Source organism: Glycomyces endophyticus, from assembly GCF_039531525.1.
Taxonomy (GTDB): domain Bacteria; phylum Actinomycetota; class Actinomycetes; order Mycobacteriales; family Micromonosporaceae; genus Glycomyces; species Glycomyces endophyticus.
In genome coordinates, this window is record NZ_BAAAQF010000004.1 from 351,837 (window position 1) to 367,671 (window position 15,835).

Annotated in this window: 19 protein-coding genes; 11 read left to right on the plus strand and 8 right to left on the minus strand. The window is 73.3% G+C overall.

Going from position 1 to position 15,835, the window contains the following annotated elements; all coding sequences use genetic code 11:
• The first annotated feature begins 347 nt into the window (after positions 1–347).
• The 3 genes from ABD419_RS04740 to ABD419_RS04750 all read left to right on the plus strand — a co-directional run bounded on the left by ABD419_RS04740 (position 348) and on the right by ABD419_RS04750 (position 2,651).
• Positions 348–1,019, plus strand: a complete 672-nt coding sequence (locus ABD419_RS04740; protein ID WP_344482427.1) for a sigma factor — start codon at positions 348–350, stop codon at positions 1,017–1,019.
• 140 nt (positions 1,020–1,159) lie between these two features.
• Positions 1,160–1,705 (plus strand): hypothetical protein, encoded by a 546-nt coding sequence (locus ABD419_RS04745; protein WP_344482430.1) that lies wholly within the window; start codon positions 1,160–1,162, stop codon positions 1,703–1,705.
• Between the two features lie 130 nt (positions 1,706–1,835).
• Positions 1,836–2,651 carry a class I SAM-dependent methyltransferase gene (locus ABD419_RS04750; RefSeq protein ID WP_344482433.1) on the plus strand — a complete coding sequence of 272 codons (816 nt, stop codon included), beginning with the start codon at positions 1,836–1,838 and terminating at the stop codon, positions 2,649–2,651.
• 101 nt (positions 2,652–2,752) lie between these two features.
• Here the strand turns inward: ABD419_RS04750 and ABD419_RS04755 are convergent, their stop codons facing one another.
• Positions 2,753–3,190 carry a hypothetical protein gene (locus ABD419_RS04755; RefSeq protein ID WP_344482436.1) on the minus strand — a complete coding sequence of 146 codons (438 nt, stop codon included), beginning with the start codon at positions 3,188–3,190 and terminating at the stop codon, positions 2,753–2,755.
• Positions 3,191–3,265: 75 nt separating this feature from the next.
• On the opposite strand from ABD419_RS04755, the gene ABD419_RS04760 reads away from it, so the two are divergent.
• Positions 3,266–3,637, plus strand: a complete 372-nt coding sequence (locus ABD419_RS04760) for a MerR family transcriptional regulator (protein ID WP_344483432.1) — start codon at positions 3,266–3,268, stop codon at positions 3,635–3,637.
• Here ABD419_RS04760 and ABD419_RS04765 read toward each other — a convergent pair.
• Positions 3,621–4,577 carry an NADP-dependent oxidoreductase gene (locus ABD419_RS04765; RefSeq protein WP_344482439.1) on the minus strand — a complete coding sequence of 319 codons (957 nt, stop codon included), beginning with the start codon at positions 4,575–4,577 and terminating at the stop codon, positions 3,621–3,623. The genes ABD419_RS04760 and ABD419_RS04765 overlap by 17 nt on opposite strands.
• A 263-nt stretch (positions 4,578–4,840) precedes the next feature.
• Here ABD419_RS04765 and ABD419_RS04770 point away from each other — a divergent pair, with 263 nt between their 5' ends.
• Positions 4,841–5,455 (plus strand): cellulose binding domain-containing protein, encoded by a 615-nt coding sequence (locus tag ABD419_RS04770; protein WP_344482442.1) that lies wholly within the window; start codon positions 4,841–4,843, stop codon positions 5,453–5,455.
• 3 nt (positions 5,456–5,458) lie between these two features.
• Here the strand turns inward: ABD419_RS04770 and ABD419_RS04775 are convergent, their stop codons facing one another.
• The 4 genes from ABD419_RS04775 to ABD419_RS04790 form a co-directional block, all read right to left on the minus strand.
• Positions 5,459–5,935, minus strand: a complete 477-nt coding sequence (locus ABD419_RS04775; RefSeq protein ID WP_344482445.1) for an OsmC family protein — start codon at positions 5,933–5,935, stop codon at positions 5,459–5,461.
• Positions 5,936–5,996: 61 nt separating this feature from the next.
• Positions 5,997–7,142: a winged helix DNA-binding domain-containing protein gene (locus ABD419_RS04780; protein ID WP_344482448.1), complete on the minus strand. Its 1,146-nt coding sequence runs from the start codon at positions 7,140–7,142 to the stop codon at positions 5,997–5,999.
• A 254-nt stretch (positions 7,143–7,396) separates the two neighbouring features.
• Positions 7,397–8,230 carry an NAD(P)H-binding protein gene (locus tag ABD419_RS04785; protein ID WP_344482450.1) on the minus strand — a complete coding sequence of 278 codons (834 nt, stop codon included), beginning with the start codon at positions 8,228–8,230 and terminating at the stop codon, positions 7,397–7,399.
• A gap of 92 nt (positions 8,231–8,322) precedes the next feature.
• A complete protein-coding gene (locus ABD419_RS04790) occupies positions 8,323–8,751 on the minus strand; it encodes an SRPBCC family protein (RefSeq protein WP_344482453.1) in 429 nt (142 codons plus the stop codon).
• A gap of 174 nt (positions 8,752–8,925) precedes the next feature.
• Here ABD419_RS04790 and ABD419_RS04795 point away from each other — a divergent pair, with 174 nt between their 5' ends.
• Together ABD419_RS04795 and ABD419_RS04800 are read left to right on the plus strand one after the other, a co-directional pair.
• The gene (locus ABD419_RS04795; protein ID WP_344482456.1) at positions 8,926–9,366 is read left to right on the plus strand and encodes a hypothetical protein; all 441 of its coding nucleotides are present in this window, start codon (positions 8,926–8,928) and stop codon (positions 9,364–9,366) included.
• 16 nt (positions 9,367–9,382) lie between these two features.
• Positions 9,383–10,477: a caspase, EACC1-associated type gene (locus ABD419_RS04800; RefSeq protein ID WP_344482458.1), complete on the plus strand. Its 1,095-nt coding sequence runs from the start codon at positions 9,383–9,385 to the stop codon at positions 10,475–10,477.
• A 92-nt stretch (positions 10,478–10,569) separates the two neighbouring features.
• On the opposite strand, the gene ABD419_RS04805 is transcribed toward ABD419_RS04800, so the two are convergent.
• Complete coding sequence (locus ABD419_RS04805) at positions 10,570–11,163, minus strand: TetR/AcrR family transcriptional regulator (RefSeq protein WP_344482461.1); 594 nt, start codon at positions 11,161–11,163, stop codon at positions 10,570–10,572.
• A gap of 94 nt (positions 11,164–11,257) precedes the next feature.
• Here ABD419_RS04805 and ABD419_RS04810 point away from each other — a divergent pair, with 94 nt between their 5' ends.
• Complete coding sequence (locus ABD419_RS04810) at positions 11,258–12,097, plus strand: SDR family NAD(P)-dependent oxidoreductase (protein WP_344482464.1); 840 nt, start codon at positions 11,258–11,260, stop codon at positions 12,095–12,097.
• A gap of 60 nt (positions 12,098–12,157) precedes the next feature.
• Here the strand turns inward: ABD419_RS04810 and ABD419_RS04815 are convergent, their stop codons facing one another.
• Positions 12,158–13,279, minus strand: a complete 1,122-nt coding sequence (locus ABD419_RS04815; RefSeq protein ID WP_344482467.1) for an FAD-dependent monooxygenase — start codon at positions 13,277–13,279, stop codon at positions 12,158–12,160.
• Between the two features lie 161 nt (positions 13,280–13,440).
• On the opposite strand from ABD419_RS04815, the gene ABD419_RS04820 reads away from it, so the two are divergent.
• The 3 genes from ABD419_RS04820 (at position 13,441) to ABD419_RS04830 (ending at position 15,832) form a co-directional block, all read left to right on the plus strand.
• A complete protein-coding gene (locus ABD419_RS04820) occupies positions 13,441–14,385 on the plus strand; it encodes a GntR family transcriptional regulator (protein ID WP_344482470.1) in 945 nt (314 codons plus the stop codon).
• Between the two features lie 134 nt (positions 14,386–14,519).
• Positions 14,520–15,437 carry an NAD-dependent epimerase/dehydratase family protein gene (locus ABD419_RS04825; protein ID WP_344482473.1) on the plus strand — a complete coding sequence of 306 codons (918 nt, stop codon included), beginning with the start codon at positions 14,520–14,522 and terminating at the stop codon, positions 15,435–15,437.
• A gap of 74 nt (positions 15,438–15,511) precedes the next feature.
• A complete protein-coding gene (locus ABD419_RS04830) occupies positions 15,512–15,832 on the plus strand; it encodes a DUF4190 domain-containing protein (protein WP_344482476.1) in 321 nt (106 codons plus the stop codon).
• Positions 15,833–15,835: the final 3 nt, after the last annotated feature.

The window sequence follows — 15,835 nt, forward strand, 5'->3', positions numbered from 1 at the left end:
GAATCAGTCTAAGCGGCGGTCCACGGCGGGACGATGTGGCACACCCGGGGGGTCTACGCCCCCGTGACAACGCCGCCGCCCGGGGTTACGGTGGAGGTCACAGTGGAGAGTTTCGGGTACCCGCGCGGGCCAGTGCTTGCGATGCCGGCCAGGTGCGGGGAACGGTCGTCTGAGCGCTCCAGCGGACTCCGATCGGTGGCGGGCCCCGTGCCCGCCTCGGGAATGGGCCCCTCCGCAGCGGGCCGCCCGCAGCTCACCGGTGTCCGCCGGGCCGCGCGCGGCCCGCTCGACGAAGACCCGGCCGCGCGCCGGGAACCGAATCGACCGCTCAAAGGCGGTGCTCCACCATGAACTCACGACATTCCGAAGACCAGTACATGCTCGGCCGCGGCGGCGACCGGACCCGGAAGGCGCTGTTCGCCCGGATCGCGGCGCTCCCCGAGGGCGACCCGGAGCGCCTGGCGTTCCGCGACCGGCTCGTCGCCGGCCACCTGCCGCTGGCGGCGCACATCGCGAAGTGCTACTCCGGCAAGGGCCTCTCCGAGGAGGAGCTGCTCGAAGCGGCCTCGGCCGAACTCATCGACGCCATCGACCGGTTCAACCCGGCCTGGGGCGACTTCCTCACCTTCGCGATCCCCTCCATGATGGATGCGGTGCGCCGGCGCTGCCGCAGGACGACCTGGCCGCAGGACGTCCCGCACCACCTCGCGGAGCTGCGCGCGGCGATCGCGCACGCCGACGCCGCCCTGGCCCAGGACCTGGACCGGCCGGTCACCACGGCCGACATCGCCGAACGCCTGGGCACCACCGAAGCCCGCATCGAGGCGAGCCGGGAAGGGGGCCGGGAGTTCCCACCCGACCCTCTGGACCGCCCGCCGAAGGCTGAGGCTTCTCCGGTGCCATTCTCCCGCCTCCTGGAGACGACACTGGAGGAGCTCAGCCGGAGCCTGCTCGCGGCCCCCGTCTCCGGGGCGCTGCGGACGAGCCACCGCGACCGCTGGACGGACGGCGGCGGCTAGAGCCGGCCCGGTCGCCGGGAGTCGACGGGGGTCGACAGGACCGCAAGCAGTGTGCGGCCCTTCGGGACCATTGCGGGCGCGTGAGTGTGATCAATCACTAACTCTGCCGGAATTGCCCGTACTGGCTATGATTCACGCCCATGACGTACCTCTTCGATGTGACCACCTGGGGCCGCGACGGGAACACGCTCGACGGGCGTCTGACGAGCCTCATCGGCAGGGACGCGAGGTTCTACCGGGGCCCGGAGTTCGGGCTCCAGCTGCTCATGGACGCGTGGTTCCAGGGCTTCGGCGCCGTCGACATCGACGCGGCCACCGCCAAGGAGTTCGAGGAGTGCTTCGAGCTGTTCCTCGGCAAGCGGGTGTGGATCGACGCGAAGGGCTTCGTCCTCGACGAGCACTCCAAGCAGCCGCTCGAACCGAAGGTCAACGCGTACAAGGCGTACGAGGGCCAGCTCGACGGCAGCGCGGGCGCGTGGGGCCGGTACACGATCCTGACGACCAAGCCGCGCGGCGAGGAGTTCCTCAAGCGCACCGAGGCGATCATCGCCGCGTTCCGCATGGACCCCGAGGGCGACGGCGAGCACGCCGAGTTCTCCATCGAGGTCACCGACCCGAAGTACCTGGCGCACATGGCAGGCCATGCGAGCTTCGAGACCGCGTTCACCGGTCGCGTGCCGCAGTAGGGATCGCGCCTCTTGGTGCGGCGCGGTTGTGGTCAATGCCGCCTTCTGCCGCACGGTCGATTGCGGCGCTTGGGGAAACGCCGCCGAATCGTGCCCTGCCGAACGGCGCCGCACCGGTAGGCTCCTGCGGATGACCTCCTGGGAATGGGACGAGACGCTGTACGCCGGCGCCGCCGCCCACTACGGCACCGGCCGGATTCCGTACCCCGCTGCGCTCGCCGACGCGGTGCGCGACGCGCTCGGCCTCGACGGCACGGGACGGCTCCTCGACGTCGGCTGCGGGCCCGGCCCCCTGACCGTCCTCCTCGCGCCGCTGTTCGCCGAGGCCGTCGGCGTCGACGCCGACCCGGACATGATCGCCGAGGCCCGCCTCAAGGCGCCGGGCATCCGCTGGGAGCGGATGCGGGCCGAGCAGCTCCCCGCCGGGCTCGGCACGTTCCGGGTCGTCTCGTTCGCGCAGTCCTTCCACTGGATGGACCGCGACCTCGTCGCCGAGCGCGTCCGCGGGATGCTCTGCCCCGAGGGTGCCTGGGTCCACATCGGCGCGACCACGCACCGCGGCATGGACACCGGTGAGCCGCTGGCGCACCCGGCCCCGCCGTGGGACGGCGTCGACGACCTCGTCGCCCGCCACCTCGGCCCCGTCCGCCGCGCCGGCCAGGGGCTCCTCCCCCACGGCACCGCGTACGGCGAGGACGAGGTCATGCGCCGCGCCGGGTACGCCGGGCCCGAGGTCATCAGCGTCGGCGAAGGGCGCGTCGAGGAGCGGACCGAGGACGAGATCGTCTCCTCGGTGTTCTCCCTCTCGAGCTCCGCCCCGCACCTCTTCGGCGACCGGCTCGCACCGTTCGAGGCCGAGCTGCGCGAGCTCCTGCGCGGCACGTCGCCCGACGGGCGCTTCGCCGAGCGCTTCCGCGACGTGGGGATCTACATCTGGCGGCCGTGACAGGCACCTGCGAAGACGGTCGGCACGCTTCCGGTCGTCGCCCCCGCCACCGGCTCACCGACGGCACGCCCGCCCGCGCCGAAGGCGGCCTCCCCATGGCGTCAGGCGCGCGGACGTGACCGGGCCGAGAGCCACGGCGCCAGCTGGATCGCACCCCAGGAGACCTCCACGATGAGGAAAGGCCACAGGAGGTCCGGACCGCCGCTCGCGAGGGCGTACGCCATCCACAGGGAGAAGAGGACGCGGGCGGCGGCGTCGAGGAGGCCGTGGAGGCGCTGGGGGCGCGCGAGGCGGAGCAGCGACCACACCACGACCACCGAGCCCATGAGGTTGGCGTAGAGGATCTGCATGGGGTCGAGGCCGGGGAACGCGTCGAGCCCGAGTGCGCCGCTGAGGGCGTTCAGGCCGGCGTGGACGAGTGCGAAGGTCCAGGGCGTGGCGAAGCCCGCTGTCACGACGAGGTCGTAGGCGGCGCTGGCGCGGACTACGGTGAGGTATGAGAGTCGTTGCGGCGCAGCGGCTTCAGTGAGGATCGACATGGTGTCTCCGTTCGTTCGGTCGCGCTACCGTAAACGGTGGAGTGCACTCCAGTGTCAAGTCGGAAGGAGCGGCCCGTGCGGATCGGGGAGCTGTCGGAGCGGTCGGGCCTGAGCCGGGACGCGCTCCGGTTCTACGAGCGGATCGGGCTGGTCGAGTCGCACCGGTCCCCCAACGGGTACCGGGACTTCGGCGAGCAGGTGCTGCCGTGGCTCGACTACGTGCGCACGGCCCAGCGCCTCGGGTTCTCGCTCGCGGAGATCGCGCGGCACGGCGAGGAGCTGCGCCTGGTCCCCGACCAGGCGGCGGCCCTGTCGGCGCTGTTCGCCGAGCGGATCGCGGCGGTGGACGCGAAGATGGGCGAGCTCGCGGCGCTGCGCGCGGAACTCGCCGAGCGGGCGGGGACCGGGTGCCCGCTCGAACCGGACCGGGTCAGCCCTCGACCGTGAGCACGGTCTTGCCGCGCGACCGCCCGGCCTTGAGGCGGTCGAGCGCGGCGGCGGCGTCCTCAAGCGGGGCCTCGTGGTCGATGCGGAGCCGCAGCTGTCCTCTCTGGACGGCGTCGGCGAGGGACGCGAGCGTCGCGGGCCGGGCGTTCGCGTAGAGGTTCGAGCCGCGCAGGCCGCGGGCCTCGAACAGGTCGCGGTCGATCGCGCCGTTGGCGGAGACGATCGCGCCGTTCGGTTTGAGCAGCGCGGCGATCGCCTCGATCTGGTCGGGCGTCGAGACGAGGTCGACGACGGCGTCGATGCCGTCGGGGTGGGCCTCGCGGACCTGGTCGGCGGTGGGCCCGGCCGTGAAGTCGACGGTCTCGGCCGCCCCGAGCTCGCGTAGCAGCGCGGCCGTGGCGGGGTCGGTCGTGGCGATGACGCGGATGCCCTGGGCCGCCGCGAGCTGCACGGCGGCCTGGCCGACGCCGCCGGAGGCGCCGTTGACGAGGAGGCACTGGCCGGGGCCGGCGCCGGTGCCCTCGACGAAGTCGTGGGCAGCCGCCCCGGCCGTCGGCAGGGCCGCGGCGGTGTCGAAGTCGAGCGCCGCCGGGAGGCGGGCGAGCTTGGCGGCCTTGGTGATCGCGTAATCCGCGTAGGAGCCGCGGCCGAGCTGGACGTCCATGAACTGGCCGAAGACGCGCTCGCCGGTCTCGAAGCGGGTGTCGGTCAGGCCCGGTTCCCCGGCGCTCACCACGGTGCCGGCGCCGTCGGAGCCGAGGACGAGCGGGAACGCGTGGTGGACCGAGTCGCGCATGGCGCCCTCGATCACCTTCCAGTCGAACGGGTTCACCCCCGCGGCCGCGATCTTGACCAGGACCTCCCCCGGCCCCGGCTCGGGCACCGGCATCTCGGTGAGGCTCGGCTGGGTGTGGAAGTCGGTGACGACGACAGCGCGCATCTCGGGGGTCCCCCTGGTTCTCGCCCGGCGGGCGCCCGGCTGCGCCCGGCCTGAATCTACACCGAGGCGTACCCCGATGCGGCGGATCGAATGCGGAGCGCACGGAACGCTTTCGCCCCAACGGGATCGACACGTACCAATCGGGGCGTTTCGCCAGCGCACAAGGGCCTTGTACGCTTCATCGTGGACACGGCACCCCCTCTCCGCCGGCCTTGCGCGCGAACGCGTCCGCCCTTGACCCGACCCCTCCGGAGGAGGCCCCCATGCGTGCTTGGAGGGACCGCGTGCTCCGCGGGCGCATCCACGGACGCTCGCTCCTGGTGCTCATCGCCGTCGCGGCGCTCGTCTCGGCCGCCGCGGTCTGGCAGTTCGGGTCGCTGCGCGACGATCACGACCCCGACGTGGCCGACGCCGAGCTGACCGAGGCCCCGCGGTTCACCGCCGAGGCCGAGAGCGCGGCCCCGAGCTCATCGGCGCCGTCGTCGGCGGTCCCCGACCCGTCGGCCGAGCCCGCGAGCGCCGAGCCGACCACAACCGCCGAGGCCGCGACCTCGGAGGCGACCGAGGCCGCGGTGGCCGGGCCGGTGTGCACGGCCTCGCTGACGCTGGCCGACGAGTGGTCGAGCTCGATCTCGGTGTCCGTGGAGGTCGCGAACACCGGGACCGAGCGGATCGACGGCTGGGAGGTCGTGCTCGACCTCGCGGGCCTGGACGTGACGGCGCTGTGGGGGCTCGACCACGTGGACGGGGACCGCTACGGCGACATCATGTTCAACGCGGGGATCGACCCCGGTTCAAGCGTCGGCCCGAGCTTCCAGGCCGACGTCGAGGGCGAGTGGACGCTCCCGGCGACCGTCCCGTGCACGCCTGAGGCGTAGGGCTCAGGCGGCGACGCGGGTCGTGGGCTCGTGGCGGACGGGGAAGTTCACCGAGTTCGCGATGAAGCAGGTCTTGTTGGCGTCGTGGTGGAGCTCGGCGGCGCGCTCGGCGTGCGCGGGGTCGGCGATGGTGACGACCGGGGCGAGGACGACCTCGGTGAAGCGGCCGCTGTAGCCGCCCTCCTCGGTCATGGTGCCGGTGGCGGCGTCCTCGTAGGCGGTGACGACGATCTTCTCGCGCGCGCACAGCGACATGAAGGTGAGCATGTGGCACTGCGAGAGCGAGGCGAGGAGGAGCTCCTCGGGGTTCCAGCGGTCCTTCTGGCCGCGGAACGCGGGGTCGGCGCTGCCCTGGATGAGCGGCTTGCCGGGGGCGGCGATGTCGTGGTCGCGGCCGTATCCGAGGTAGGAGGCGGTGCCCATGCCGGTGTTGCCGGTCCAGGTGACGGTGACTTCGTAGTGGTGCTCGCGGCCGGTCATGCGCGGCTCCTTCCTGGTCGTGTCCGGGAATCGTAGCCGGGGACGCGGCCCGCGGGCCGGTTCAGGCGCCGGGCAGGAGGACGGTCTCGTGGTCGGGGAGCTTGTCCCACCAGTGGCGGTGGCGGCGGTAGACGTCGGGTTCGCGGTCGGCGAGGAGCGCGGTGAGGCCCTTGGCCTCGGCGGCGAGGGCGTCCCAGACGTCGTCGGGGAGGGGATGGAACGCGGTGGCCTCGACGCCGCCGTCGACGGTGCGCCAGACGCCGGCGGCGAGGCCGTCGACCAGGAGCATGGGGAGGACGTCGCCGTTGTTGCGGATGAGTGTGGTGCGGTACTCGGGCGGCACGGTGCGGCTGCGGTCGTGGAAGGCGAGGAACACGTTGTCCCACATGGCCATCAGGCGCGGAGGGGCCGGGACGTCCTCGTCGGGGAGGGTCGCGCCGGGGAGGTCGTGGAGGACCTCGCCGTTCGGGCCCTGGTAGAGCTCGAGGTCGAGGGTGGTGATCGCCTGCTTGACGCGGGCGCGCTGGACCATCGCGAACTGGGCGACGTCGGCGACGCTGACGGGGCCGAAGCCCTCGATGTGGCGGCGGATCAGGGTGGCGAGCGCGGCGTCGGCGGCGTCCCGGTCGCGGAGGGTCGGCCGGTCGGGGAGGGCGGCGTAGGCGACGGTGTCGGCGAAGCCCCAGGGGCCGCCGTTGGGGGCGCGCAGGACGGGCGCGTACTGGCGGAGGCCGGGCCAGACGGCCTTCGCGGTGGCGGGGTCGAGGCGCTCGGCGAGCCAGTCCTCGCATTCGCGGGCGGTGCGGACCTCGCCGTGGGCGAAGAGGGCGTCGAAGAGTGCTTCGGCGAGGTCGTACGCCTCGGGGCCGGTGATGCCGGACTTGGCGATGCGGCCGCCGAGCTTGGCGGCGTACAGGGACGGCTCGGTGGCCTCGCGGAACGGCCGGTACTCGTCGGCGGCCACGGTGTGGAGGGTCATGCGCACGGGGTTGCCGCGCAGGACCCGGCCGTCGGCGTACGCGGCGTCGAGGTCGGCGGGGTCGAACCCGGCGACGCGGTTCCACAGGCCGATGTACGGCGAGACGGGCGTCTGGGCCTGGACGGCGACCGCGCCGCGCACGGCGGTGACCGCGTCGGTGTCGGCGCGGCGCAGGAGGGACTGGCGGTCGAGGGTGGCGCGGTTCAGCCGCCTCGTCGTGAGCTGCATGGGTCAGAGGCTATCCGGCGCGGCCGACATCCGTCGGCGGCCGGAGGAGCGGGGCGGTGGCCGGCGCGGACGTTCGCGGAGCGGGCGCGCGGCGGCCGGTACGGCCTGCGGCGCGGTGCTCATTAGGCGGGGCGGGCCCGCACGGGACGGGTGCGGCGCTCAACGCCCGTTCTGAGTTGGTTCGAGGCGGCCGGTTCGGCCGCCGCGCGGGCACGCGGCCGCGGTGGGACGGCCGTCGGGCGGTCGGCCCGGCGTCAGCGCGTCGCGAGGTACTCGCCGAAGGTCATCGGGGGCGTGCCGGTCAGGCGCTCGACCTCGCCGGGGGCGGAGGCGAAGCGGCCTTCGCGGACGGCGGTGAACATGCTCGCGTAGGCCTCGATGAGCCAGTCGGGCTCGCCGTCCGCCTGCAGGCGGGCGCGGTAGTCGGCGTCGTCGACCGGGGTGTAGCGGACCGGGACGCCCGCGGTCGCGGTGATCGCGGCGGCGATGGCGGCGCCGGTGGCGTCCTCGGGGCCGGTCAGCTCGACCACGCCCTCGGTCCCGGCGAGCGCGGCGGCGGCGAGGGCCCGGGAGACGTCGGCGCGGGCGATGAGGGACATGCCGGCGTCGCCGAGCGGCAGCGCGAGCTCGCCGGTGCGGAGGGCGTCGCCGAGCCAGACGTCCGCGAAGAAGTCGGCGAAGACGGAGGTGCGGGCGACGCAGTGGGGGCGGTCGGCGAGGAGCGCCTCGGTCGCGCGGTGGCCGGGCGCGTAGTAGAAGCGCGTGGCGGGGTCCGCGTCGATGATGCCGGTGTAGACGACGCGCTTGACGCCGGCCGCGTCTGCGGCGGCGATCACGTTGCGGTGGTGGCGTTCCATGGTCTCGGCGAGGCCGTCGCTGGAGACCATGACGAGGGTGTCGAGGCCGCGCATCGCGGCTTCGAGGGAGGCGGGGTCGTCGTAGTCGGCGCGGCGGGCCTCCAGGCCCGGCGCGGGCGGGACCGCCTCGGGACGGCGGGCCAGCGCGACGACGTCGCCGCGGCCGGCCTCCAGGAGGCGCCGCACGGTCCCCGAGCCCACGCCGCCGGTCGCTCCGGTGATGCCGATCATCGCCGCCTCCTCGGTTCCATTCGGTGGCAACGATAGCTCCACGGAACCGGGGCCGGACCTCGCCGGTCCGGCCCCGGTACCTCCGCGGGGGGTCAGATCTTCACGACGTACTCGGCGTGGGAGGCGAGGAGCATCTCGCTGCCCTGCTTGGCCATGTCGTGCTCCTCCTGGGTGGCGAGGGTCTGCGAGAGCACCAGGCGGGTGCGGTCGCCGCCGAGGTCGGTGAGGTCGAGGCGCATGACCTCCTCGCCGCCGCCGGGGGTGTCCATGCCCATGACGAGCAGCTCGTTCTCCACGACCTCGATGTACCGGCCGGTGATCGGGAACTCCTGGCCGTCGGGGGTCACCACGGTCGCGGTGTAGCGGCCGCCGGGCGTCACGTCGAGTTCGACGGAGCCGGGCTTGGAGTAGCTCCACGCCTCGTAGTGCGGGTTCTCGGTCCACGCGGTCCAGACGGTGGCGACGGGGACGTCGACCTCGGAGGTGAGGGTGTAACCGAAGCCGTTCTCGTTGGCGGTCATGTCGTTGCTCCTGTGCTCGATGCGTGCTGCTTATGTCGGTGTAGACGCGTCGGGCGGCGCCGATTCATCGCGTCCGCCGAAGATTCTTCCCGGTTTGGGCGCGCGGCGGTGTCCGTTCGCGTCCGTTGCGGCGGTTTGCCAGTATGGAGGCCCCCTCTCGAACGGAGTCCCGCGATGGCGAACCGCTCCCCAGGCGGACCCGGGTCCGCACCGGCGCTCCCCGACCGGCGGCGCCCGCGCGAGCTGTCGCTCGTGCGCAGCCTGCTGTGGTGCGCGATGACGCTGTGCCTGCTCGGGGCCGCCGGTTCGATCTACTCGCTGGCGTTCGAGGTGACGACCACGGGCGTGATCGCGGCGGTGGCGACGACGTACTTCGCGGCCCAGAGCATGGCCGCGCCGGTGCCGCTGGAGCGCGGTTCGCGCGCGGGGTGGGCGTGGGCGGTGGGGTCGAGCCTGCTGGGCCTGGTGAGCGGCATCCCGGTGATCTCGACCGGCCTGCGGTGGATGGAGTCCAACGCGGTCGTGCTCACGACCGGTCTGGTGTGGACGGTCCTGTACGCGGTCCTGCTTGCCGCGCTGTGCACGCCGGGGATGCGCCGGTGGGTGTTCGCGTGAAGGGCGGGCGGTAGCGGTGCGGCTGCCCGACGGCGCGAGGTCCCGCGCCCTGCTCATCGGCACCGCCGCGAACCGGCACCTGGACCCGGTGCCCGCGGCGGGGAACAACGTGGCGAGCCTGCGGCGCGCGCTCGCGCTGCACGCCGGGCTCGACGGGTGCGAGACGCTCACGGACCCTGAGGATCTGAGCGTGGTCGGCGCCGCGGTGGAGCGGGCCGCGGCGGAGGCGGAGGACCTGCTGCTGGTGTATTTCAGCGGCCACGGCCTGGTCGACGACGCCGGGATGCTGCACCTGGCGCTGCCGCAGACCTCCCGCGAGCTGCTGCCGTGGAGCGGCATCCCGTTCGCGCTGCTGCACAAGGCGGTCCAGACCTCGCGAGCCGAGGCGAAGGTCATCATCCTCGACAGCTGCTTCTCGGGGATCGCGACGCAGGTGCTCGCGGACCGGGAGTCGCTGATCCTGGGCCAGATCCGCGTCTCCGGGCACGTGACGCTGACGTCCTCGCCCGCGAACTCGGTCTCCTACGCGTTCGAGGACGAGACCCATACCGCGTTCACGCAGGCGCTCCTCGACGTGTTCGAGCACGGCAGCGCGGCGGCCGGCGGGCTCCTGACGCTCGACGACATCTTCCTGGAGCTCGACCGCTTGGCCGTCGAGCGCGACCTGCCGCGGCCGCAGAAGTGCGTGACGCACACCGCGGACAAGCTGGCCCTGGCGGCGAACCGGCACCGCCCGGCCGAGCCGGTCGGCGCGCCGCCACCTGAAACCGTTGCGCCGCAACCGGACCCGATCGAGCCGGAGTCGCACGTCCCGGCGGGCGAGCTCATCTCGGCCGAGGAGGTGCGGGACGTCCGGTTCAGGGTGGTGCACCTGGTCGAGGGCTACGACGAGGACGAGGTGGACGCGTTCCTGGACCGGGTCGTGCTGGCGCTGCTGGAGCCGGCCGCGGGGCCGCAGCGGCTCGGCGCGGACGACGTCAGGACCGCGGAGTTCACGACCACGCGGATGCGCGACGGCTACGAGATGGAGGACGTGGACGCGTTCCTGGACCGCGTGGAGGCCGAGTTCGAACGGCGCCAGGCGATCGCGGTGCGAGGCGACCGGGGCTAGGGCCGGTCCGGTGCGTCCCGGCGGTGCGGAACCCGAGTCCGTCGGTTCGCCCGCAGGGCGGAGGGGCCCGTGAACACCGGTCAGGACAGGCCCTAGGGCCCGGTCGGGTCGGCGGGCCGGCCGCCCGCTTCGAGGGCGGCGACCATGGCGGCGACGAGGGCGCGGACGCGGTCGGGGTCGGCGCCGGGGAGGACCGGGGAGCCGACGACGTCGCGCATGACGCCCATGCCGAGGAGGAGCGCGCCGACGAGTTCGGCGCGGAGCGCGGCGTCCTCGCCCGCGAAGCGGTCGGCCATGTCGGCGAGGTAGCGGTCGCAGACCTCCTCGTGGAGGCGGGCGCGGACCTCGGGGCGCCCGGCGGAGCGGAGCATGAGCAGCAGCGGGTGCTCGCCGCCGCCGGCGGGGGCGTCGCCGAGGACGACCTCGCGCACGAGCGCGTCGGCGAGCTCGGCCGGTCCGGCGCCGGGCGCGCCGAGGCCTTCGGGCACCTCGCCGTTCGCGGCCTCGTCGAACAGGTGCCGCTTGGAGCCGAAGTAGCGGAAGATCAGCGTCGCGTCGACTCCGGCGTCGGCGGCGATCTCGCGCACCCCGGTCCCGTCGTAGCCGTGCTCGGCGAAGCGCCGCCGGGCGGCGTCGAGGAGGGCGGAGCGGGTGGCCGCGCGGTCGCGGCGCTTGGGCGCGTTCATGAAGTCAGCATAAGTCATCACTTGTTGACATAGCGGGCGGTCCGCGCTAGCGTAGTCATCGATCGATGACTTATCTCTCGAGAGGCGGCACCCCGTGCGCACGTACCTGATCACCGGCGGCACCGACGGCATGGGCCGAGGGCTCGGCCTGCACTTCCTGGAGCGCGGCGACCGCGTCACCGCCGTCTCCAGCGGCGAGGCCAAGGGGCGGGCGTTCCTGGAGGCGGCCGCGCGGCTCGGCGCGGCCGACCGGGCCCGGTTCCTGCGGGCCGACCTGAGCACGGTCGCCGGGATGAACGCGGTCGTCGCCGACGTCGCGGCGGCCGAGGAGCGCCTCGACGGCATGGTCTTCGCGACCCAGCGTTTCCAGCAGACCCGGACCCTCACCGCCGACGGCCTGGAGTACACGTTCGCGCTGTCCTACCTGAGCCGCTTCGTGATCGGCCACGGCCTCGTCGGCCTGCTCGACCGCGCGCCGCGACCCGTGGTCCTCAACCTCGGCGCGCCCGGCGGGTTCCCCGGCACCGTCTTCTGGGACGACCTGCGGTTCGACCGGGAGCCGTACAAGGGCATGAAGGCCGCGACCCAGGCGTCGCGCGCGATCGACCTCCTCGCCGTCGACTTCCCGCGCCGCCACCCGGACTCGCGCGTCAAGTACGCGGTCTACAACCCGCTCTTCGTCAAGACCGGCATGGCCGCCCCGCTGAGCCCGGTCAAGCGGGCGGCGACGAACGGGCTCGCGACCCTGTTCGCCCAGCGCGTGGAGCGGGCGATCGTCCCCATGGCCGCCCTCATCGACTCGCCCCCGCCGGAGCCGGTCAGCGCCTGGCGCCGCACCACTCGGCTCCCGCTGGAGGGCGAGGCCTTCGACCCCGACCGCGCCGACCGCCTGTACCGGCTGACCGAGGAGATCTTGGAGCGCATCGACGCGTGAGGCGCCGGAAGGCCGCGCCCCCGTGGGGGGGCGCGGCCTCGTCCGTCCTCGATCGAGGGTCTAGTCGACGTCCTCGTCGAGGTCGATGAGGTTCTTGACCGCGTCCACGCGGCGGGTGGCCTCCTCGGGGTCGACGGTCTGGCGGTCGATGAAGGCGAGCTGCTGGTTGGCCTCGACGAAGGGACGCATGCGGGACTCGTAGCGGGCGAAGGCGACCGCGTGGTCGTCGGTGCGGCCCAGCTCGTAGGCGAGGACGTACGCGCCGACGAGCGCGAGGCTGGTGCCCTGGCCCGAGAGCGGGGCGGCGCAGTGGGCGGCGTCGCCGACCAGGGCCACCCGCCCGGTGGACCAGGCGTCCATCTCGATCTGCGCCATGGAGTCGAAGTAGAAGTCCTCGGCCGTCGCCATGCGCTCCAGGAAGGTCGGCACCTCCCAGCTGAAGCCGGTGACGCGCTCGGCCACGAGCCGCTTCTGCGCCTCGGTGTCGCGGTGGTCGTATTCGACGGGGTCTGAGGCGAAGCCGAGGTAGATCCGCAGCTCGGCGTTGTCGCGCACGGTCATCACCGCGCCGCCGTTCGTGCCGTCGTTGAACCAGGTCTGCCAGCGGTCCATGCCGAGGTAGTTGTCGGAGCTGAAGACCGAGAGGTAGGTGCCGAGGTGGTTGATGTACGCCGACTCGGGCCCGAACGCGAGGCGGCGGGTGTTGGAGTGGAGGCCGTCGGCGCCCAAGACCAGGTCGAAGCGGCGCGGGGCGGCGTGCTCGAACTCGACGGTGACCGCGTCGTCCTCCTGGTGGATCGCGGCGATCGAGTCGCCGTAGAGGTACTCGACGCCGTCGTTCCTGGCGTGCACGAGGTCCACGAGGTCCTCGCGGAGGATCTCGACGTCGTCGGAGTCGAGGCTGCCGGAGGAGAGCGCGAACTCCTCGGAGCGGAACAGCTCGTTGCCCTCGGGGTCGAGCATCGACATGCCGTTGGAGTGGTTCTTCAGGGCGCGGGCCTGGTCCTCCAGGCCCATGCGGCGCAGGACGGTGAGGGCGGCGCCGCGGACGTCGATCGCCTGGCCGCCGCGGCGCTGCGCCGGGGCGCGCTCGACGACGACGGGGGTGAGGCCCTGCTCGCGGAGCCAGTAGGCGAGGGCGGTGCCGGCGACGCTGGAGCCGGAGATCAGGACGGTCTTCATGGGGTTCCTCCGAGATGCGTGATGCTTCCTTGACTGGGACCACCGTAGAAAAATCAGCTCTGACCTGCAAATACGCCCGGAAACTGCGCTAGGACAGCCGGCCCCGCCGGGACCGGTCCGCACTAGGATCTGTCGTAGGACAGACCGAGGAGGGGGCCGACGTGGCCGAGACGACCGAGCCGCCGTACGCGCGCATCGCCGCCGAGCTGAGCAGGCGCATCGCCGACCGGGAGCTGGCGCCGGGCGACCGGGTGCCGTCCACGCGCCAGGTCGCCCAGGAATTCGGTGTGGCTCTCGCCACAGCCGCGAAGGCGCTGGACGTGCTGCGGACCGACGGCCTGGTCATCACCCGCCCCCGCTCGGGCACCGTGGTCGCCCCGCGGCGGGCCGCGAAGGACGCCGGGCCCGCCGAGCTCACCCGCGAGCGCGTCGTCACCGAGGCCGTCGCGATCGCCGACGCCGAAGGGCTGGAAGCGGTCTCGATGCGCGCGGTCGCCGGCCGCTGCGGGGTCGCGCCGATGTCGCTGTACCGCTTCGTGGAGGACAGGGAGGAGCTGGTGCACCTCATCGCCGACGGCGTGTACGGCTCCGAGCCGTTCGACGTGGACCCCTCGGCGCCGTGGCGCGAGCAGGTCGAGTCGATCGCGCGGACCCTGTGGCACCTGCACCGCGCCCACCCGTGGCTCGGCCGCATCCAGCCGCTGACCAGGCCGCTGCCGCTCCCCAGCGTCGTCCGCCTCGGCGACCGGATGCTCGGCGCCCTCGAAGGGCTCGGCCTGCCGCCGCGCCTCCACTTCGACGTGCACGTGCTCGTCTACAGCCACATCACCGGCCTGGCCGCGAACTTCGAGCGCGAGGACGAGGCCGTCTCGCTCACCGGCGTCTCCTCCGAGGAGTGGACCGACCTCCAGTACCTCCCGAAGTTCGGCGACGACTCGTTCATGGCCTCGGTCCCCCACTTCGCGAAGCTCTTCGGCCGCACCGGGGCCATGCCCGACGGCTACGACATGGACCTGGACGCCCTCTTCGCCCTCGACCTCGCCGTCTTCCTCGACGGCGTCGAGGCCCTGGCCGAGCGGCACCGCGCGGCCGATCCGGCCCCGTGAGCGGCGGCGCCCCGAGCCGCTACCGATCCGCACGGTCAAGTGCCCGAAGCGGACTGGGCCCGGCGCGGCGGCGTCGGACCGTCTGGAGCGCGGCCGCTGTATAACGAACGGACGCAACGAGAAGGAGCGATCCGATGACCGATCTGCACGTCGTCCTCGGCGCCACGGGCGCCGTCGGGGCGGCCGTCGCCGCCGAGCTGGCCGCGCGCGGGCACCGGGTGCGGGCCGTGTCGCGGAACGCGGGCCCGGGAGGCTTCGCCGCCGACGTGACGACGCCGGAGGGGGCGGCCGCCGCGTGCGAGGGGGCCGCCGTGGTCTACCAGTGCGCGCAGCCGCCGTACGCGGACTGGCCCGCGGAGTTCCCCGGGTTCACCGACGCGGTGCTCAGCGGGGTCGCGGCGGCCGGGGCCCGCCTGGTCATGGCCGACAACCTGTACATGTACGGGCCGGTGCGGGGCCCGCTGACCGAGGCGCTGCCGTACGCGGCCCGGAACCCGAAGGGCCGGGCCCGCGCGGAGGTCGCGAAGCTGATCCTGGACGCGCACCGCGAGGGCCGCGTGCGCGCGACCCTCGGCCGGGCGTCCGACTACTTCGGACCCGGCGGGCGCAGCACCATCCTGGGGCCGAACGTGTTCGCGGCGGCCGCGGCCGGGCGGACCGCCCGCTGGGTCGGCGACATGGACGTCCTGCATACCGTCTCGTACCTGCCGGACGTCGCGGCCGGCCTGGTCACGCTCGGGGAGCGCCCCGAGGCCGACGGCCGCGCCTGGCACCTGCCGGTGCTCACCGCGCCGACCGGCCGGGAGTTCCTGGACATGGTGTGGGACGCCGCGGGGGCGACCGGGCGGAGTGCCGGGATCGGCCGCGGCGCGCAGCGGGTCCTCGGGCTGTTCGACCCGGTCGTCAAGGAGCTGGGCGAGACCTGGTACCAGCGCGACCGCGATTGGGTCGTCGACGACACCGCGTTCCGCGCGGCGTTCGGCGAGCCGCGCCTGACGCCGCACGAGGACGCGATCGCGGCGACGCTCGCCTGGTTCCGCACCCAGGGCTGATTCGGCCGAAACGCCACATACCGGTCTCAGGGCTTCGTACACTGCGCTCATTTCCGTCTCCAATGGAGGGCATCATGACGCAGGAATACGGGCAGCCCGGAGCTCCGGCGAGGGCGCCCCGGGAGATGAACGGGCTCGCGATCGCGGCCTTCGTGCTCGCCATCGTGGGCTGGTGCAGTCCGATCGGCATCCTCGCGCTGATCCTCGGCTACGTGGCCAAGGGGCAGATCGTGCGGCGAAACAACTCCGGCGAGGGGCTCGCGCGGGCCGCGATCATCCTCGGCTGGATCTCGATCATCGCGTTCGTGATCATCCTCATCGCCGGCATCGCGGGCGGCATGTTCGCGAACTGGGACGAGTGGCGCCAGGACTGGAACGACCAGTACAACAACTAGGTC